At 67.4% G+C, this 18,011-nt stretch carries 18 protein-coding genes; 9 read left to right on the top strand and 9 right to left on the bottom strand.

What is annotated here, in order from left to right; translation table 11 throughout:
- Nucleotides 1-3 precede the first annotated feature (3 nt).
- The gene (locus U1F38_RS07560) at nt 4-909 is read left to right on the top strand and encodes a DMT family transporter (RefSeq protein WP_409986440.1); all 906 of its coding nucleotides are present in this window, start codon (nt 4-6) and stop codon (nt 907-909) included.
- Nucleotides 910-1,126: 217 nt separating this feature from the next.
- Here U1F38_RS07560 and U1F38_RS07555 read toward each other — a convergent pair whose 3' ends face one another.
- The 3 genes from U1F38_RS07555 to U1F38_RS07545 all read right to left on the bottom strand — a co-directional run bounded on the left by U1F38_RS07555 (nt 1,127) and on the right by U1F38_RS07545 (nt 2,228).
- Complete coding sequence (locus tag U1F38_RS07555) at nt 1,127-1,402, bottom strand: DUF4242 domain-containing protein (protein WP_409986439.1); 276 nt, start codon at nt 1,400-1,402, stop codon at nt 1,127-1,129.
- 121 nt (nt 1,403-1,523) lie between these two features.
- On the bottom strand, nt 1,524-1,787 hold the full coding sequence (locus tag U1F38_RS07550) for a hypothetical protein (protein ID WP_409986438.1): 264 nt from the start codon (nt 1,785-1,787) through the stop codon (nt 1,524-1,526).
- Nucleotides 1,788-1,844: 57 nt separating this feature from the next.
- Nucleotides 1,845-2,228 carry a rhodanese-like domain-containing protein gene (locus U1F38_RS07545; protein ID WP_409986437.1) on the bottom strand — a complete coding sequence of 128 codons (384 nt, stop codon included), beginning with the start codon at nt 2,226-2,228 and terminating at the stop codon, nt 1,845-1,847.
- Nucleotides 2,229-2,348: 120 nt separating this feature from the next.
- Between U1F38_RS07545 and U1F38_RS07540 the strand changes: the two genes are divergently transcribed.
- Nucleotides 2,349-3,326 (top strand): cupin domain-containing protein, encoded by a 978-nt coding sequence (locus tag U1F38_RS07540; protein WP_409986436.1) that lies wholly within the window; start codon nt 2,349-2,351, stop codon nt 3,324-3,326.
- Between the two features lie 33 nt (nt 3,327-3,359).
- On the opposite strand, the gene murB is transcribed toward U1F38_RS07540, so the two are convergent.
- On the bottom strand, nt 3,360-4,412 hold the full coding sequence (gene murB, locus U1F38_RS07535; protein WP_409986435.1) for a UDP-N-acetylmuramate dehydrogenase: 1,053 nt from the start codon (nt 4,410-4,412) through the stop codon (nt 3,360-3,362).
- A gap of 44 nt (nt 4,413-4,456) precedes the next feature.
- Between murB and U1F38_RS07530 the strand changes: the two genes are divergently transcribed.
- Complete coding sequence (locus tag U1F38_RS07530) at nt 4,457-4,942, top strand: YajQ family cyclic di-GMP-binding protein (protein WP_409986434.1); 486 nt, start codon at nt 4,457-4,459, stop codon at nt 4,940-4,942.
- Nucleotides 4,943-5,144: 202 nt separating this feature from the next.
- On the opposite strand, the gene U1F38_RS07525 is transcribed toward U1F38_RS07530, so the two are convergent.
- From U1F38_RS07525 to U1F38_RS07505, 5 genes are all read right to left on the bottom strand, one after another.
- Nucleotides 5,145-5,507, bottom strand: a complete 363-nt coding sequence (locus tag U1F38_RS07525) for a RidA family protein (RefSeq protein ID WP_409986433.1) — start codon at nt 5,505-5,507, stop codon at nt 5,145-5,147.
- Nucleotides 5,504-6,133, bottom strand: a complete 630-nt coding sequence (plsY, locus tag U1F38_RS07520) for a glycerol-3-phosphate 1-O-acyltransferase PlsY (RefSeq protein WP_409986432.1) — start codon at nt 6,131-6,133, stop codon at nt 5,504-5,506. Before plsY ends, U1F38_RS07525 begins: the two co-directional genes overlap by 4 nt.
- Before the next feature lie 87 nt (nt 6,134-6,220).
- Nucleotides 6,221-6,718 carry an aminoacyl-tRNA deacylase gene (locus U1F38_RS07515; protein ID WP_409986431.1) on the bottom strand — a complete coding sequence of 166 codons (498 nt, stop codon included), beginning with the start codon at nt 6,716-6,718 and terminating at the stop codon, nt 6,221-6,223.
- 3 nt (nt 6,719-6,721) lie between these two features.
- Nucleotides 6,722-7,780 carry an aldo/keto reductase gene (locus U1F38_RS07510; protein WP_409986485.1) on the bottom strand — a complete coding sequence of 353 codons (1,059 nt, stop codon included), beginning with the start codon at nt 7,778-7,780 and terminating at the stop codon, nt 6,722-6,724.
- Between the two features lie 46 nt (nt 7,781-7,826).
- Nucleotides 7,827-9,677: an acyl-CoA synthetase gene (locus tag U1F38_RS07505; protein ID WP_409986430.1), complete on the bottom strand. Its 1,851-nt coding sequence runs from the start codon at nt 9,675-9,677 to the stop codon at nt 7,827-7,829.
- A gap of 27 nt (nt 9,678-9,704) precedes the next feature.
- On the opposite strand from U1F38_RS07505, the gene U1F38_RS07500 reads away from it, so the two are divergent.
- From U1F38_RS07500 to U1F38_RS07475, 6 genes are all read left to right on the top strand, one after another.
- Nucleotides 9,705-10,640, top strand: coding sequence for an alpha/beta fold hydrolase (locus U1F38_RS07500; RefSeq protein ID WP_409986429.1), 936 nt, complete (start codon nt 9,705-9,707; stop codon nt 10,638-10,640).
- A gap of 102 nt (nt 10,641-10,742) precedes the next feature.
- Nucleotides 10,743-11,847, top strand: a protein-coding gene (gene prfB, locus U1F38_RS07495) for a peptide chain release factor 2 (RefSeq protein ID WP_409986428.1) whose coding sequence is annotated in 2 segments (ribosomal slippage) — nt 10,743-10,823 and nt 10,825-11,847 — 1,104 coding nt in all. Because the reading frame shifts where the segments join, the coding sequence is not laid out codon by codon here.
- A gap of 82 nt (nt 11,848-11,929) precedes the next feature.
- Complete coding sequence (pepN, locus tag U1F38_RS07490; RefSeq protein ID WP_409986427.1) at nt 11,930-14,614, top strand: aminopeptidase N; 2,685 nt, start codon at nt 11,930-11,932, stop codon at nt 14,612-14,614.
- Nucleotides 14,615-14,764: 150 nt separating this feature from the next.
- A complete protein-coding gene (locus U1F38_RS07485) occupies nt 14,765-15,781 on the top strand; it encodes a class 1 fructose-bisphosphatase (protein ID WP_409986426.1) in 1,017 nt (338 codons plus the stop codon).
- Nucleotides 15,782-15,809: 28 nt separating this feature from the next.
- Nucleotides 15,810-17,096, top strand: coding sequence for a chloride channel protein (locus tag U1F38_RS07480; protein WP_409986425.1), 1,287 nt, complete (start codon nt 15,810-15,812; stop codon nt 17,094-17,096).
- Between the two features lie 81 nt (nt 17,097-17,177).
- Entirely contained in the window at nt 17,178-17,951 is a 774-nt protein-coding gene (locus U1F38_RS07475; RefSeq protein WP_409986424.1) for a ferredoxin--NADP reductase, read from the top strand.
- The last annotated feature ends 60 nt before the right edge of the window (nt 17,952-18,011 follow it).

Below are 18,011 nucleotides of genomic sequence, written 5' to 3'. Positions count from 1 at the left end.
GCCATGCAAACCAGTGCCACATCAACCCGCATCGCTGCAGGCGCCATGGCCGTGGTGATCACCGCCTGGGCCTACGGCTGGGTGGTGATGAAGCAGGTCACGCCTTACGTGGGGCCGTTCGACTTCGTCGCACTGCGCTTTGCCTTGGCCACTGCGCTGCTGTTCGGGGTGATGGCGCTGCGCCGCGAGTCGTTCAAACCGCCGCCGCTGGGCCTGACCCTGGCGGTGGGCGTGAGCCAGACCACGGCCTTTCAAGGCCTGGCGCAATGGGCGCTGGCCAGCGGCGGCGCCGGGCGCGTGTCGGTGCTGGCCTACACCATGCCCATCTGGTCGGTTCTGCTGGCCTGGTGGCTGCTGCACGAGCGGCCCAGTGCACGCCAGTGGCTGGGGATCGGGCTGGCCGTGGCCGGCCTGATTTTCGTCATCGAGCCCTGGCAGGGACTGGGCAGTTGGCAAAGCGCACTGCTGGCCGTCACCAGCGGCGCCTGCTGGGGATTGGGCACCGTCTTGTCCAAGCGCATGTTCGAGTTGCATCGCCCCTCGCCGCTGGCCTTTACCGCCTGGCAGATGCTGCTGGGCACGCTGCTGCTGGTGCTGGCCGCATGGCTGATTCCGTCGCCCCGCATCGTGTGGTCGGGCGAGATGATCTACGGCTTGCTGTACTCCGCCGTGCTGGCCACCAGCCTGGCGTGGACGCTGTGGACGTTCGTCGTCGATCGTCTGTCCACCACCGTGGCCAGCCTGTCCAGCCTGGGCGTGCCCATCGGCGCGGTCTTGCTGGCCTGGGCGCTGCTGCACGAGCGCCCCAGCACGGCGGAGCGCATCGGCATCGTTCTGATCATGCTGGGCCTGCTGGTCATCGGCATGGCCAGCGCGCGGCGTGCGCCCATGCCGAATCCACCGACATAGCGTCCGAGGCAGCGTACGCCCTCAATGTGGCCGTCCGAACCCGTCCAATCCCCGTCGCCGTCGCCTTGCCCACGGACCCTCCCCGTCGCCTCCCGGATCGCGTCCGTCGCAGCCCCGGGCGACACCGCCGACCTTGTGGGCGACGATGCGCTGCGGATGTTGCAAAGGGCTTTCCAACGCAATGCAACCGTCCCCGGGACAAGCGAACCACGCCCTTTTAGCCGTTCGCCGTGGAGGGGTCGATGACGGCGCTGACAGGTGTGATCTTGTTGGCCGGGAATCCAGATTCCTCCGCATGCTCGCGAATCAGCTGTTCGCTCGAAGCGCCATAGACGCAGTAGATCTTGTCGCCTGCGACATAGCTGTGCAGCCATTGAATTGCGGGACTCATCGCTGCGAGCACCGCATTGGAGTGCCTGGAAGCATCGCAAAGGGCCTGCTTGGACATGCCGCCGGCGCCGACGATCTCGCGTTCAATCAGATACTGGGTCATTGCGTTTCTCCTGGGTTGCTGTCGACCCCGAGAGCGGAACTCGACAAGACAAAGAGCGAGGCACCGGCGGCCCGTGCGGCGGAACGGCGGTTGGCCTGACCATCGGGCGAGGCACCGCCCATCACGACCGTCCTTGCTGCGACTGCCGAATCGTGACGCTGCTGAAAGGCCCGCCCAGCCACAGGCTGATCCAGCAGACATTGAAAATGCCGGCACTCAACGGGAAGAAGCTCCACGCCAGCGCGGCAATGCCCCAGGGCGATGAGCGAAAACCCATGCCGACGGCCAGGAAGACGATGCCGGCGCACAAGCGAAATGCGCGCCCACCGCTCCCGTTGATCCAGCGGCTGAAGCCGGATCGGTTGAAGCGTTCGGACAAGGTCATGTGTTTCTCCGCGGGTCATTGGCGGCACGGTTCCACCCGAAGTACAGCCGGATGGAGTCACACTTGACTGATCGGTTTGCCGGCTGCTTGCCAGCTCTTGAAGCCCCCATCGAGATGCGCGACGTTGACGTATCCCAGTTCGCGCAGCGACTCGACAGCCAGCGCCGAGCGCCCCCCGGAAGCGCAGTACAGGATGACCCGAGCGTCAGGCTTGAGTTCGGGCTTGTGGTAGGCGCTGGCGGGGTCGGCATGGAACTCGAGCATGCCGCGCGATGCGTGGACGGCGCCGGCAATCACCCCACCGGCAAGTTCCGGGGCATCGCGCACGTCGACCAGGGTTACGGCACCTGTCGCCATTTCTGCGGCCACCTGGTCGGGCGAGAGGTTGTCGATGCGGCTCCTGGCCTCCTGGACCCGTTGCGCGATGGCTTTTCCTGTCATGATGCGTCTCCTGGTGAGCTGAACGTGGGAGTTGAGTATCCATCCGGGGCGGCGCTCAAGGCAATGCCCCATCGTCCAGAAGATATGCCCGAGACACCTCGGCACGACGAAGGGCGAGCCATGAGCCGCGACCTGCTATCCGACGTATTGACCCTGGTGCGCCTGACCGGGGCACTGATCTTTCAGTTCGAGGTCAAGGGTCCCTGGGGCGTGGCGGGCGAACCCTTGCTGACGAAGTTCGCTCCCCTGCTGCCTCCCGGCACCAGCAACGTCATTGCCTTCCATCTGGTGCTCGAAGGCGAGTGCTGGATCCGGCACGCCGCGTGCGACTGGTTTGCCGTGCATGCCGGCCATGTGGCCGTCATCTCGCATGGTGGCCGCCACGAGTTGGGCGACCAGCCTGGGCGCCCCACCCTGCCGTTCGAGGCCATGCTCGACGGCCGCCCATTGCTGGCAGCGCGGAATCTGCGGTTCGAGACCGGGCCGGGCGGCACCAGCAAGGTGCTGTGCGGCTTTCTCGGCTGCGACCGGCGCGCATTCGAGCCCTTGTGCGGCTCCTTGCCACCGGTGTTTCAGGTGAATCTGGGCGACCGGATGCAAACGCTGGTGCCGTACGCGGTGGCCAATGCACTCGACGACAGCCCCGGCGCCGAAGGCCTGCGCGGGCGTCTGGCGGAGTTGCTGTTTCTCGGCGCCCTGCGCATCTACCTGCGGGAATTGCCCGCCAACGCCTCGGGCTGGCTGGCCGGTGTGCGCGACCCGGTGATGGGGCGGGCGATGCAGGCCATGCACGCCGAGCCGCAACGGCACTGGACGCTGGACGAGCTCGCCGCCACGGCCGCCAGCTCGCGATCGGCCGTGGCGGCCCGCTTCAGCGAAGTGCTCCACGAGTCCCCGATGCGCTACCTGACACGTCTGCGCATGGCCCTGGCCGCGCGCCTGCTCACCGACAGCCACAAGAGCCTGGCCGCGATTGCCGATGAAGTCGGCTACGAATCGCCTGCCGCCTTTCAGCGTGCCTTCAAGCGCGAATTCGACATGCCGCCAGCGGCGTGGCGCAAGAACGCCACCGAAACCACCCCTCGACCCGAGCCGTAGGCTGGACTCGCTCGGGTGGGGGTCCCGGCGCGCCTACACCACCACCGGCTCCGGCTCCAGCCTGATGCCGAAGCGCTCGTACACGCTGGTCTGGATCGCCTTGGCCAGGGTCATCACCTCGCCGCCGGTGGCCGGATGCTGCGCGCCGCCGCCGTTGACCAGCACCAGCGCCTGCTTGTCGTACACCGCCGCGTTGCCCACGCGCTTGCCCTTCCAGCCACAGGCGTCGATGAGCCAGCCCGCGGCCAGCTTGACGCTGCCGTCGGGCATGGGGTAGTGCACCACGTGCGGGTCGCGGCCGATGATGTCCTGGCACTGCTCGGGCGTGACCGTGGGGTTCTTGAAGAAGCTGCCGGCGTTGCCGATCACGGCCGGGTCGGGCAGCTTGGCGCGGCGAATGGCCACGATCCAGTCGTACATCTGACGCGCGCCGGGGCGGGCCACGCCCTCCTCCAGCATCCGCCGCTCGATGTCCAGGTAGCCCAGCACCGGCTGCCAGGCCCGCGGCAACGCAAAACGCACGCGCAAAATCAGCGCGCGGCCGGCCAAACCAAAGTCGCCTTCGTGTGCGGCGGCGTGCTTGAACACCGAGTCGCGATACCCGAAGCCGCACTGCGCCGCATCCAGCGTGAAGGGTTCGCCCGTCTGCAGGTCGATCGCGTCCAGTTCGTGAAAGCGGTCCTGCAGCTCCAGCCCATAGGCGCCGACGTTCTGCACCGGGGCGGCGCCCACGGTGCCGGGGATCAACGCCAGGTTTTCCAGTCCGGGCAGGCCTTGGTCGAGCGTCCAGGTGACGAAGTCGTGCCAGTTCTCGCCCGCACCGGCCTCGACGATCGTGTGGCGCTCGGTTTGCTGCACCACGCGGTGGCCGGGGATTTCCACCTTCAGCACCAGGCCCTTGACGTCACCCGTCAGCACGATGTTGCTGCCGCCGCCCAGCACGAATTTGTCCTGCACGGCCAGATCGGCATCGGCCAGCACCGCGCGCACGTCCTGCTCGCTGCGCACGCGCGCCAGATGCGCCGCGCGCGCGGCGATGCCGAAGCTGTTGAGGGCCTGCAGGGAGACGTTGCGCTCGATGAACATGGGACAATTGTCGCATTCACGTTTGGCTTGATAAGGTAAGACCCATGCCCTCTTTCGACACGGTTTGCGACCCCGACATGGTGGAAGTGAAGAACGCGGTGGAGAACGCCGCCAAGGAAATCGGCACGCGCTTTGACTTCAAGGGCACCAGCGCGGCGGTGGAACTCAAGGACAAGGAAATCACCCTGCTGGGCGATGCCGAGTTTCAGTTGCAGCAGGTCGAGGACATTCTGCGCAACAAGCTGACCAAGCGCGGCGTGGACGTGCGCTTTCTGGACAAGGGCAGCGTGCAGAAGATCGGCGGCGACAAGGTCAAGCAGGTCGTCAAGGTCAAGAGCGGCATTGCCAGCGAGGACGGCAAAAAGATCCAGCGCCTGATCAAGGACAGCAAGCTGAAGGTGCAGGCCGCCATTCAGGGCGATGCCGTGCGCGTGACGGGGGCCAAGCGCGACGACTTGCAGGCGGTGATGGCACTCTTGAAGAAAGAGATGACGGACTTGCCGCTGTCATTTGACAACTTCAGGGATTGATGACGTCCACCCCCAGGCTCCACTCACTGCGCGATGTTTCGCCTCCCCCCTTCGAGGGGGCACCGCCAGTAGGCGGGGAAACCCCGGCTCCGGCGGTCACTGGCGTGGCCTGCTCCGCGGCCATTCGTTTCTTTGGTATTCAATCGATCCGGCTCGATCGAAGATTCAAACCTCACACGAGGCAAGCGAGGAAGCAGCGCCCTCAGCGCTGGGCCGCTGTGACGACGATCTCGATCTTCCACGCCGGGTCGGCCAGCGCGGCCTGCACGGTGGCGCGCGGCGGGGCGTGGCCGGGGGCCACCCAGGCGTCCCATACGCTGTTCATGGCGGCGATGTCGGCAATGTTGGCCAGGTAGATCTGCACGCGCAGGATGCGGCTCTTGTCGCTGTTGCAGGCGGCCAGGTGCGCGTCCACCTGGGCCAGCACGTCGGTGGTCTGACCCCTGATGTCGGTGGCACCGCTTTCGGGCACCATGCCGCCCAAGTGCACGATGCCGTTGAAGACGGAGGCCTCGCTCAGGCGGTGGCCCACGCACAGGCGGGTGATCGGGGTGATGGTGCTCATGGTTTTTTCGCTCCCAGTCTGGATTCGGTTCCGGCCAGCAGGCGCCGGATGTTCTCGCGGTGGCGCCAGATCAACAGCAGCGCCATGGCCATCATGGCCAGCGCCTTGGCGCCGCTGGCTGCCCAGCCCACGCCGTTGCCCAGCCAGTAATACGCAGGGGCAAACACCGCCGCGACGATGGAGGCCAGCGACACGTAGCGGAAGAAAAACACGATGATCGCGAAGGTCAGCAGCGCGGCGCCTGCCAGCAGCGGCTCGAACGCCAGCAGCACGCCAACCGCCGTCGCCACGCCCTTGCCCCCCTTGAAGCCGAAAAACACCGGATACAGGTGACCCAAAAACGCCGCCAATCCGGCCAGCGCCTGCGTGCCCTCGCCCAGGCCCCAATCGGCGCCAAACCACCGGACCAGCATCACCGGCAGCCAACCCTTGGCGGCATCCAGCAGCAGCGTGACGATGGCCGCCGCCTTTGACCCAGAGCGCAGCACGTTGGTGGCGCCCGGGTTGCCGCTGCCATAGCTGCGCGGGTCGGCCAGGCCCATGGCGCGGCTGACGATGACGGCAAAGCTGAGCGAGCCGATCAGGTAAGCGGCAAGCGTGGCCAGGGCGGCGCCCAAGGGATTCAAGCGTGTTACTCCTCGTTTTGTAGCTGACTGCGCTTCATCGGCAAGCGCGACAGCCGCATTTTGCCATCGTCGCTGGCTGCGTCGATGTTACAAATCGATCGCGCACTCGACGGGTTTGGCGCGCAGCAAGCGGACGCAGACCTGCGGATCGATGCCGATCAGATAGCCGCGCCGCCCGCCGTTCAGGGCGATGCGCGGCAGCTCGAGAATGCTCTTCTCGATGAACACCGGCATGGCGCGGCGCGTGCCAAAGGGCGAGGTGCCGCCCACCTGATAGCCGCTGTGGCGACTGGCCACCTCGGGCGCGCAGGGTTCGACCGACTTGGCGCCGATCTGCCGCGCCAATTGCTTGGTGCTGACCTTGCGGTTGCCGTGCATCAGCACGATCAGGGGCTTGGCATCCTGGTCTTGCATGATGAGGGTCTTGACCACACTGAACGGGTCCAGCCCCAGCACCTCGGCGCTGTGCGTGGCGCCGCCGTGTTCCACGTATTCATACGGGTGTTCGGAAAAAGCCACGCCGTGCTGACGCAAGAAGGCGGTGGCGGGGGTTTCGCTGACGTGGGTGCTCTTGGCCTTGCTCATGGCTCATTGCGCCGGGTCGCGTGCATCGAGGCGGATCGCGTCGACGGCCGCCAGCAACTCGGGCGCAAGCTGCACGTTCCACGCATCCAGGTTTTCTTCCAGGTGCGCCAGGCTGGTCACGCCGATCAGCGTGCTGGCCACGCGCCAGGAGCGGTAGCAAAAGGCCAGCGCCAGTTGCGTGGGGCTCAATCCGTGATCGCGCGCCAGTTGGTTGTAGCGGCGCGCGGCGGCCAGCGCGGCGGGCCGGCCCCAGCGCATCTTGCGCTGGCGCTCGTACAGGCTCATGCGGCCGATGGGCGCGCCCGGCCCCTCGAAGCCGCTGGCGTCGTACTTGCCGGTGAGCAGGCCCGCGCCCAGCGGCGAAAAGGCCAGCAGGCCCACGTTCAGCCGATGGCAGCTTTCGTCCAGCGCGTTGTCCACCGATCGATTGATCAGGCAGTACGCGTTTTGCACGCTGACCACGCGCGGCAGGCCCAGTTGCTCGGCCAGGCGCACGAATTCATGCACGCCGTAGGGCGTCTCGTTGGACAGGCCGATGTGCCGCACCTTGCCCGCCTGCACCAGGCGCGCCAGGGCCTGCAACTGCTCCAGGATGGGCGTTTGCGAATGCTCTTGCGCGGGGTCGTAGTACAGGCGGCCAAAGGCAGGCACCTGGCGCTCGGGCCAGTGGATCTGGTAGAGGTCGATCACGTCGGTCTGCAGGCGGCGCAAAGAGGCGTTGCACGAGGCCTCGATGTCGGCCGCCGTCATGCCGCTGCCGGCGCGAATCCAGGGCGCGTCGCGCGAGGGGCCGGCCACCTTGCTGGCCAGCACGATGCGCTGGCGCATGCCGGGGCGCGCCTTCAGCCAGTTGCCGATGATGGCCTCGGTGCGGCCGTAGGTCTCGGCGCGCGGGGGCACCGAATACATCTCGGCCGTGTCGATCAGGTTGACGCCGCGCTCGACGGCGCGGTCCAGGATGGCGTGGGCATCGGGCTCGCTGACCTGCTCGCCGAAGGTCATGGTGCCCAGGCCGATGGGGGTGACGCGCAGCTCGCTCGCGCCCAGGGAAATCGTGTTCATCATGCAGCGAGTTTAGGTCGCCGCGGGCGCCACCCAAAAAGGCCGGCTACAGCTGCCCCGCCGCGCGGGCACGCTCCTCCTCCTGCAGGCGCAGCACGCGCCGCTGCACCTTGCCCGTCGTGGTCATCGGCAACTGGTCGATGAACTCGATTTCCTTGGGGTACTCGTAGGGCGCGAGCTTGCCCTTGACGTGCTCTTGCAGCGTCGCGATCAAATCCAATTCAAACTGGCCAGTGGCGTCCACCTGGAGCGCGCGGGCAGCTACAAAATCAGGACTGAGCACGACATAGGCCTTGACCAGCGCACCGCGCGCCGCGTCGGGCTTGGGCACCACCGCGCAGTTGAGCACCGCCGGGTGCTTGACCAGGCAGTTCTCGATCTCGCCCGGGCCGATGCGGTAGCCCGCGGCCTTGAACACGTCGTCGGCGCGGCCCTGATACCACAGGTAGCCGTCCGCGTCGCGCACCGCCACGTCGCCGGTGCGCCACCAGTCGCCGCTGAACTTGGCGCGCGTGGCGGCCTCGTTGTTCCAGTAGCCCAGAAAGAAGATCGGGTCGTGATGGCCGTGGATGTCGGTGCGGCGGATCGCCACCTCGCCCGGCTCGCCCACCGGCACCTCGTCGCCCTGCTCGTCGATAACCGTCACCAGGTGCCCCGGGTACCCGCGCCCCATGCTGCCTGGTTTGGCGGGCCAACCAACCTGTGGGCGGTCGATGGGCGTCAACCCGCCGCCGGGCCGCCCCAAGGCGGGTTGGGCCCCCTTGGGGGGCAGCGCAGACACGCCAGTGCGGAGCGTGGGGGCCATATTCATCGCGCAATTGCCAACGATGTAATTGACTTCAGTTTGACCAAACATCTCGTTGACCACCACACCCAGCTCCTTGCGGCAATAGGCAAACACCGCATCGCCCACCGCCTCGCCAGCACTCATCAGCCCTTGCAGGTGCAAGGCGTAGCGCGGACGCGGGTGCGGCACGGCCTTCATCATGGCCTTGAGCGCGGTGGGGAACAGAAAGCTGTGCGTGACGCGGTGGCGCGAGAGGATCTCGAACGCCTCGCGCGGGTCGAAGCGGCCGTTGAAGGCCACGATGGGCCGGCCAAAGTACAACGAGGGCAGCAGTGCATCCATCAACCCGCCCGTCCATGCCCAGTCCGCGGGGCTCCAGAACACGGCGCGGCTGGGGCGGTCAGGCGCAGCCGGGTCAAAGCCGAACCAGTTGTGGCTGCACACAAAGCCCGGCAGGTTGCCGATCAGCGCGCGCTGCGGGATCAGCGCCCCCTTGGGCGGGCCGGTGGTGCCGCTGGTGTAGATCAGCACGGCAGCATCGTCGGCCAGGGTGTTTTCGGCGTCGAAGCGCTCCCTGGACTTGGCCAGCAGGGCCTGCCATTCGTGGTCGGCGCGCTCGGCGCCGGCGCCCAGGCCGATGACGGTTTGCAGCGCCAGGCAGGTGGTGCGCGCGGCCAGCAGGTTGGCCAGGGAACCCTCGTCGCAGATCGCCACCGAAGCGGCGGCGTCCTGCAGGCGGTATTCCAGCGCGTCGGGGCCGAACAGCTGCGACAGCGGCATGGCAATGGCGCCCAGTTGCAGCACGGCCATGTAGGCCACCGCCGTCTCGAAGCGCTGCGGCATGACGATGGCCACCCGGTCGCCGGTGCGCACGCCCAGGCGCGCCAGCGCGTTGGACAGGCGATTGGCCTGCGCCTGCAACTGGGCATACGAGTACGTCACCGGCCTGGCGCCCACCCGGTGCTCGATCACCGCCACCCGTTCGGCCGCATCCGGCTGCTGCGCCCAGCGCCCGCAGCAGGCCTGCGCCATGTTGAAGTGGCGCGGCACCTGCCAGTGAAAGCCGGCCTGCATGGCCGCCCAATGGTCGCCGACTTGACCGTTGCTCATGCGCTGACTCCTCTAAGATTTGCGCCAATGTCCGCCTATACCGCCCTTCGTCCATCGCGCAGCGTTTTTGTTCCGATTCGACTGTACCGCTATCACGTGCGCCTGTGGGGCCAACCGGGATCCCGCCCGCCCCTGGTGCTGGTGCACGGCTGGATGGACGTGGCCGCCTCGTACCAGTTCATGGTCGATGCGCTGTCTCATGATTTTTTCAAGGACCGCCTGATCATCGCCCCCGACTGGCGCGGTTTTGGCCAGAGCACCGGCCCGGCCTGCGACCACTACGGCTTCGCCGACTACCTGGGCGACCTGGACGGCCTGCTGGACCACTTTTGCGCCGAAACGCCGGCGGACCTGGTCGGCCACAGCATGGGCGGCAACGTGGCCATGATGTATGCCGGTGCGCGCCCCGGCCGCATCCGCCGGTTGGTCAACCTGGAGGGCTTTGGCATGCCCGCCACCCGGCCCACGCAGGCGCCCGCCCGCTTCGCCAAGTGGATGGACGAGATCAAGGGTTTGCAACGCGGCGAGCAGGCCCTGAAAACCTACGACGACGCGGCCGGCGTCGCCGCCCGCCTGATGAAGACCAACCGCCGCCTGCCCCAGGCCAAGGCCGACTGGCTGGCGCAGCAATGGGCCGAGCCGCGCACCGGCGCGGACGGCGCCACGCGCTGGCACATCCGCGGCGAGGCGGCGCACCGCATCACCAGCGCGCAGCTGTTTCGCGTGGACGAGATGCTGGCGCTGTACGCCGCCATCACCGCCCCCACCCTGGTGGTGGAGGCCAGCGACGACAGCATGGATGTGTGGTGGCAGCGCCGCTTCACGCTGGACGAATTTCACGAGCGCCTGCAGTCCGTGCCCCAGTGCCGGCGCACCACCCTGCCCGACTGCGGCCACATGCTGCACCACGACCAGCCGGATTTGCTGGCACGCGAGGTCGAGGCCTTTCTGGCGCCGCTCTGATCGACACGAGCGGTTGCGACAACCCCGGCGGGCGCATGGGAAAATACGCGGTTTGGCGTGACACGCGCGGTGTCACGCCCTCACTCGGAATGTCAGGACACCATGGACGCAGAACACCTCAATCAGATCGGCACCCAGATCGAAGACCTCCGCTCGCGCACCGCCGAGCTCCGGGGGTATCTTTGACTACGACAGCAAAGCCGAACGCCTGCGCACGGTAAACGCCGCGCTGGAAGACCCGGCGGTCTGGAACGACCCCAAGAAGGCCCAGGAGCTGGGCAAGGAAAAAAAGCAGCTCGACGGCGTCGTCGTGGTGCTCGATGACCTGACGCGCGAGCTGGCCGACGGCGCCGAGCTGTACGAGATGAGCCGCGACGAGGGCGACGACGGCGCCCTGCTGGCGATCGAGCAGGACGCCCAGCGCCTGCAAAAGTCGGTGGAGGAGCTGGAGTTTCGCCGCATGTTCAACCAGCCGGCCGACCCGCTCAACTGCTTTCTCGACATCCAGGCCGGCGCCGGCGGCACCGAGGCCTGCGACTGGGCCGGCATGCTGCTGCGCCAGTACCTGAAGTACGCCGAGCGCAAGGACTTCACCACCACCATCGAGGACGAAACCCCCGGCGACAGCGCCGGCATCAAGGGCGCCACCATCAAGATCGAGGGCGACTACGCCTACGGCCTGCTGCGCACCGAAACCGGCGTGCACCGCCTGGTGCGCAAGAGCCCGTTCGACTCCTCGGGCGGGCGCCACACCAGTTTTGCCAGCGTGTTCGTCTACCCGGAGATCGACGACTCGATCGAGATCGAGATCAACCCCGCCGACGTGCGCACCGACACCTATCGCGCCAGCGGCGCGGGCGGCCAGCACATCAACAAGACCGACTCGGCCGTGCGCCTGACGCACATCCCCACCGGCATCGTGGTGCAGTGCCAGGACAGCCGCAGCCAGCACAGCAACCGCGACGTCGCCTGGCGGCGCCTGCGCTCGCGCCTGTACGACCACGAGATGCGCAAGCGCATGGAAGAGCAGCAAAAGCTCGAAGACAGCAAGACCGACGTCGGCTGGGGCCACCAGATCCGCAGCTACGTGCTGGACAACAGCCGCATCAAGGATTTGCGCACGGGCGTGGAAATCAGCAACACGCAAAAGGTGCTGGACGGCGACCTGGACGCCTTCATCGAGGCCTCGCTCAAGCAGGGCGTTTGAATCGCATTTTTGAGTTTTTTTGGCTGCAACCGGCACCAATCAAGCGCAGGCAGCTATGAATATTGAAGTAAAAGGATGAACCATGCGTGAAGGACAAACCGCCGTCACCCGCCGCCAGGACTACCAGGCGCCCGCGTTCTGGATCGACACCGTCGACCTGACGATCGACCTGGACCCCACCAAGACGCGCGTGCTCAGCAAGCTGGTGGTGCGCCGCAACCCCGACGTGCCGGCGCAGGCGCTCAAGCTCGACGGCGACGAGCTCAACCTCACGCGCGTGCTGGTGGGCGGGGCCGGTTGCAGCTTCCGCATGGAGGGCGAATCGCTGGTGCTGGAGAACCTGCCCGAAGGTGCCGAGCCCTTCGAGCTGGAGCTGTTTTGCACCTGCAACCCCGCCAAGAACACCCGCCTGATGGGCCTGTTCATGAGCGGCGGCTCGTTCTTCACGCAGTGCGAGTCCGAGGGCTTTCGGCGCATCACCTACTTCCTGGACCGCCCCGACGTGATGGCCACCTACACCGTCACCCTGCGCGCCGACAAGAAGCTCTACCCCGTGCTGCTGTCCAACGGCAACCTGACCGATTCGGGCGATCTGGAAGGCGGGCGCCACTTTGCCACCTGGCACGACCCGCACCGCAAACCCAGCTACCTCTTTGCCGTGGTTGCCGGCAACCTGGTCGCGCGCGAGCAGCGCATCACCACGCGCAGCGGCAGCAACCACCTCTTGCAGGTGTATGTGCGTCCGGGCGATCTGGATCAGACCGAGCACGCGATGAACTCGCTGGTCCATTCGGTGCTGTGGGACGAGTGGCGTTTCGGCCTCAAGCTGGACCTGGAGCGCTTCATGGTGGTGGCCACCAGCGACTTCAATTTCGGCGCCATGGAGAACAAGGGCCTGAACATCTTCAACAGCAAGTACGTGCTGGCCAAGCCCTCCACCGCCACCGACGCCGACTACGACGGCATCGAGGGCGTGATCGGCCACGAGTATTTCCACAACTGGACAGGCGACCGCGTCACCTGCCGCGACTGGTTCCAGCTTTCGCTCAAGGAAGGCCTGACGGTCTTCCGCGACCAGAGCTTCAGCATGGACATGGCCGGCACCGCCAGCGCGCGCGCCGTCAAGCGCATCGCCGACGTGAACGTGCTGCGCACCGTGCAGTTCGCCGAGGACGCCGGCCCCATGGCCCACCCGGTGCGCCCCGACGAGTACCTGGAAGTCACCAATTTCTACACCACGACCATCTACGAAAAAGGTGCCGAGGTGGTGCGCATGGTCGAGACGCTGCTGGGCCGCGAAGGTTTTCGCAAGGGGCTGGATCTGTACTTCCAGCGCCACGACGGCCATGCCGTCACCTGCGACGACTTCATCCAGGCCATGGCCGACGCCAACGCCGGCAGCGCGCTGGCGCGGCACCTGGCGCAATACAAGCTCTGGTACAGCCAGGCCGGCACGCCCCAGCTCAAGGCCCAGGGCCAGTGGGACGCCGCCACGCAGACCTACACCCTGCAACTGGCGCAAAGCTGCCCGCCCACGCCCGGCCAACCGAGCAAGCTGCCCATGGTGATCCCGGTGCGCCTGGGCCTGGTGGGCGCCGACGGCCAGGACGTGCCGCTGGCGCTGCAACACGGCGAACTCCTGCACGGCGACATCTGGGTGCTGACCGAGGCCGAGACGACCCTGGTGTTCACCGGCGTTACCAGCGAGCCCGTGCCCTCGCTGCTGCGCGGCTTCTCGGCGCCGGTCAAGCTGCAAGCGGCCATCAGCGACGCGCAGCTGATGCACCGCCTGGCGCACGACAGTGACCCCTTCAACCGCTGGGACGCCGGCCAGCAGCTGGGCCTGAACGTGGCGCTGGCGCTGATCCAGGACACGTCCGCCGCCATCCCCGCCGCGCCGCTCAGCCCCGCCTTCATCGACGCCTGCCGCGCCGTGCTGCGCGACCCCCAGCTGGACGCCGCCTTCAAGGAGCTCGCCCTGACCCTGCCCGAGGAGGACTACATCGCCGAGCAGGTGGACGTGGTCGACCCCCAGCGCATTCACGCCGTGTGCGACGCCATGGAAGAGCAGCTCGCCCGCGCCCTGCAGGCCGACTGGCAATGGGCGTACGAGCAAAACCACGACACCGGCGCCTACGTCCCCGAGCCCGTGGCGGCCGGGCGGCGCGCGCTGGCCGGCCTGGCGCTGCACATGCTGTGCCTGGCCGCGCGCGGCAGCGGTGACGCCGTGTGGCCGGGCAAGACCTACCAGCGCTTCAAGGACGCCGGCAACATGACCGACCGCCTGCACGCGCTGGACGCCCTGCTCTACAGCGGCCACGAGCTGGCCCAGCCGGCGCTGGCGCGCTATCACCAGCTCTTCAAGGACGAAGCGCTGGCGCTGGACAAGTGGTTTGCCCTGCAGGCGCGCGCGCCCGACCGCGCCGGCAGCGCGCTGCCCGCCGTGCGCGTGCTGATGCAGCACCCCGACTTCACGCTGAAGAACCCCAACCGCGCACGCAGCCTGCTGTTTGGCCTGTGCAACGCCAACCCGGCGGGCTTTCACCGCGCCGATGGCGCAGGCTACGCCTTCTGGGCCGAGCGCGTGCTCGAACTCGACCCGCTCAACCCCCAAGTGGCCGCCCGCCTGGCGCGCGCGCTGGACGCCTGGGCGCGCCTGGCCGAGCCCTACCGCAGCGCGGCGCGCGCCGCCATTGCCCGCGTGGCCGCCCAGCCCTCGCTGTCCAACGACGTGCGCGAGGTGGTCACGCGGGCGTTGGCCGAATGACTGCGGATGACAGAATGACCTCGGCCTGTCGGCCTTTGATGACGGCCGCTGACGCGGCCATGACGAAAGACCGGTCATTCGTCACGGCCCCCTCATGGCCGCGCAGCGGCAAAGCCATTTCGTCATTGAACCGATGAAGCGAGAACAACGATGAGCTCACGCATTTCCCTCACCCGCCACCTGGTCGAAAAGCAGCGCGTGGACGGCCACATCCCGGCGCAACTGCGCCTGCTGCTGGAGGTGGTGGCGCGCGCCTGCAAGAGCATCAGCCACGCCGTCAACAAGGGCGCGCTGGGTGGCGTGCTGGGCAGCGCCGGCAGCGAAAACGTGCAGGGCGAGGTGCAGAAAAAGCTGGACATCATCGCCAACGAGGTGCTGATCGAAGCCAATGAATGGGGTGGCCACCTGGCCGCGATGGCCAGCGAGGAGATGGAGGCCATCCACGTCGTGCCCAACCGCTACCCCAAGGGCGAATACCTGCTGCTGTTCGACCCGCTGGACGGCTCCAGCAACATCGACGTCAACGTCAGCATCGGCACCATCTTCAGCGTGCTCAAAATGCCCGAGGACGACCGCGGCGTGGAAGAGGCCGACTTTCTGCAGGCCGGCTGCCACCAGGTCGCAGCCGGCTACTGCGTGTACGGCCCGCAGACCACCCTGGTGCTGACGGTGGGCGACGGCGTGGACATGTTCACGCTCGACCGCGAGCAGGGCAGCTTCGTGCTCACGCAAGAGGGCCTGCGCATCCCCGAGGACACGCAGGAATTCGCCATCAACATGAGCAACATGCGCCACTGGGCGCCGCCCGTGCGCCGCTACATCGACGAGTGCCTGGCCGGCGCCGACGGCCCGCGCGGCAAGAACTTCAACATGCGCTGGATCGCCTCGATGGTGGCCGACGTGCACCGCATCCTGATGCGCGGCGGCGTCTTCATGTACCCCTGGGACGCGCGCGAGCCGGCCAAGCCCGGCAAGCTGCGCCTGATGTACGAGGCCAACCCCATGAGCTGGCTGATCGAGCAGGCCGGTGGCGCCGCCACCAACGGCCGCGAGCGCATCCTGGACGTGCAGCCAAAACAGCTGCACGAGCGCGTGAGCGTGATCCTGGGCAGCAAGAACGAAGTCGAGCGCGTGACCCGTTATCACCACGAAGCCGCCCCCAAATAGGCCACGATCCGCGCGGGCGACCTCCAGCATGAACGCCCCCGATCGCGCCGCCTCCACACCCGTGCTGTGGTTGTACGCGGTGCTCACCGGCCTGCTGGCCGTGGCCGTCACCAGCGGTTTTCGCGCCCTCATCGGCGGCGTCGAATGGCTCAGCACCGGCCATACCGGCAGCCTGGTCGAGGCCGCACGCCTGCTGCCGCCCTGGAAGCGCGCGCTGATCGGCACGGTGGGCGGCGTGCTGGCCGGCCTGGTGCTGGCCTGGGGCCAGCGCTGGGCCGCACGCGACACCGAGGGCGGACGCTTCACCGACTACCTGGCGGCCGCGCGCGCCGGCGAGGTGGACCTGAACGACCGCAGCACCTGGGTGCGCAGCGTGTCGGCGCTGCTGTCGGTGGGCAGCGGCGCCTCGATCGGGCGCGAGGGGCCGATGATCCAGCTTTCGGCCTGGCTGGCCTCGCGCCTGGCGCGCTCGGTGGCGCTGTCGGCCCAGCAGCGCCAGGTGCTGCTGATCTGCGGCATCGCCTGCGGCATCGGCTCGGTCTATCACGCGCCGGTGGCGGGCCTGGTGTTCGTGCTGGAGCTGGCGCTGGGCTTTCTGTCGGCCCCCATGGTGGCGCCGGTGCTGATGGCCGCGGCCACCGCCGGCATCGTCAACCACACGCTGATCGACCCGGCGCCGCTGTATGCCATGCCGGCCGTGCAACTGGAGTCCAGCAACCTGGGCATGGCGCTGGCCGTGGGCCTGGTCTGCGGCGGCCTGGGCTGGCTGATGCTGGCCTGGGTCGATGGCCTGCGCGCCGCCTTCAAGCGCATCGACGCCCTGCCCCTTCGCCTGGGGCTGGGCGGCCTGCTGGCCGGCAGCCTGTCGGCCTTCGTGCCCGAGGTCTGGGGCAACGGCTTCAGCACCATCTCGCACCTGCTCAACGGCCAGATCCTGTGGCCCTGGGTGCTGGCGATTCTGGCGGCCAAGTTCGCCGCCACGTTATTCAACACCGGATCGGGCGCCGTCGGCGGCATGTTCACGCCCACGCTCTTCGTCGGGGCAACGACTGGCTTTTCGCTGGCCCACCTGGCTGGGCTGTGGCTGCCGGCGGACTGGGTGGGCAACCCGCTCACGCTGGCGGTCATCGGCATGTCGGCCATGCTCAGCGCCGTCACCCACGCGCCGCTGATGGCCATCGTGATGGTGCTGGAGATGACCAACCAGTTTCAGCTGACGGTGCCCGTGATGCTGGCCTGCGGCGTGGCGCACGCCATCAGCACGCAGTTCGGCGCCAAGCCCATGTACGGCAATCCCATTGAAGCAAGGCATTGAGATTCAGCGCGCCCGCATCTCGGGCAAAATGTGCTGCATCGCAGCAATCCACGACGCGCAACGCGCTTCCCTGCCGAGCCCATGGCCGCTTTCAACGAAGAACAAGTCCTCTCGGTCCATCACTGGACCGACCGCCTGTTTTCCTTCACCACCACGCGCAGCCCCAGCCTGCGCTTTTCCAACGGCCACTTCACCATGATCGGCCTGAAGGTGAACGACAAGCCGCTGCTGCGGGCGTATTCCATCGTCAGCCCCAATTACGAGGAGCACCTGGAATTCCTCAGCATCAAGGTGCCCGACGGCCCGCTCACCAGCCGCCTGCAGCACATCCAGCCGGGCGACAAGGTGATCGTCGGCCACAAGCCCACCGGCACCCTGCTGATCGACTACCTGTTGCCCGGCAAGCGCCTGTACCTGCTGGCCACCGGCACCGGTCTGGCGCCGTTCATGAGCATCATCCGCGATCCCGCGACCTACGAGCGCTTCGAGCAGGTCGTGCTGGTGCACGGCTGCCGGCTGGTGGGCGAACTGGCCTACCGCGAGTACATCACCCAGGAGCTGCCCCAACACGAATTTTTGGGCGAACTGGTGCGCCAGCAATTGCACTACTACCCCACGGTGACGCGCCAGGACTTTCCCACCCAGGGCCGCATCCCCGAACTGATCGAAAGCGGCCGCATGGCGCGCGATTTGGGCCTGCCCGAACTCGAACCACGCCTGGACCGCGTGATGCTGTGCGGCAGCCCCGAGATGCTCAAGTCCATCAAGGCCGTGCTGGAGGCACGCGGCTTCGAGGAAGGCAACACCACCACGCCGGGTGACTTCGTGGTCGAGCGGGCGTTCGTGGAGCAATAACCGAAGCTGGCAGCGCCGTAGGTCGGGTTAGCGCAGCGTAACCCGACGGTCATGTCCATC

Source organism: Ottowia sp., from assembly GCF_046348305.1.
Taxonomy (GTDB): domain Bacteria; phylum Pseudomonadota; class Gammaproteobacteria; order Burkholderiales; family Burkholderiaceae_C; genus Ottowia.
The sequence above is the reverse complement of the archived record's forward strand: the minus strand, read 5'-3'. Positions and strand labels throughout refer to the sequence as shown.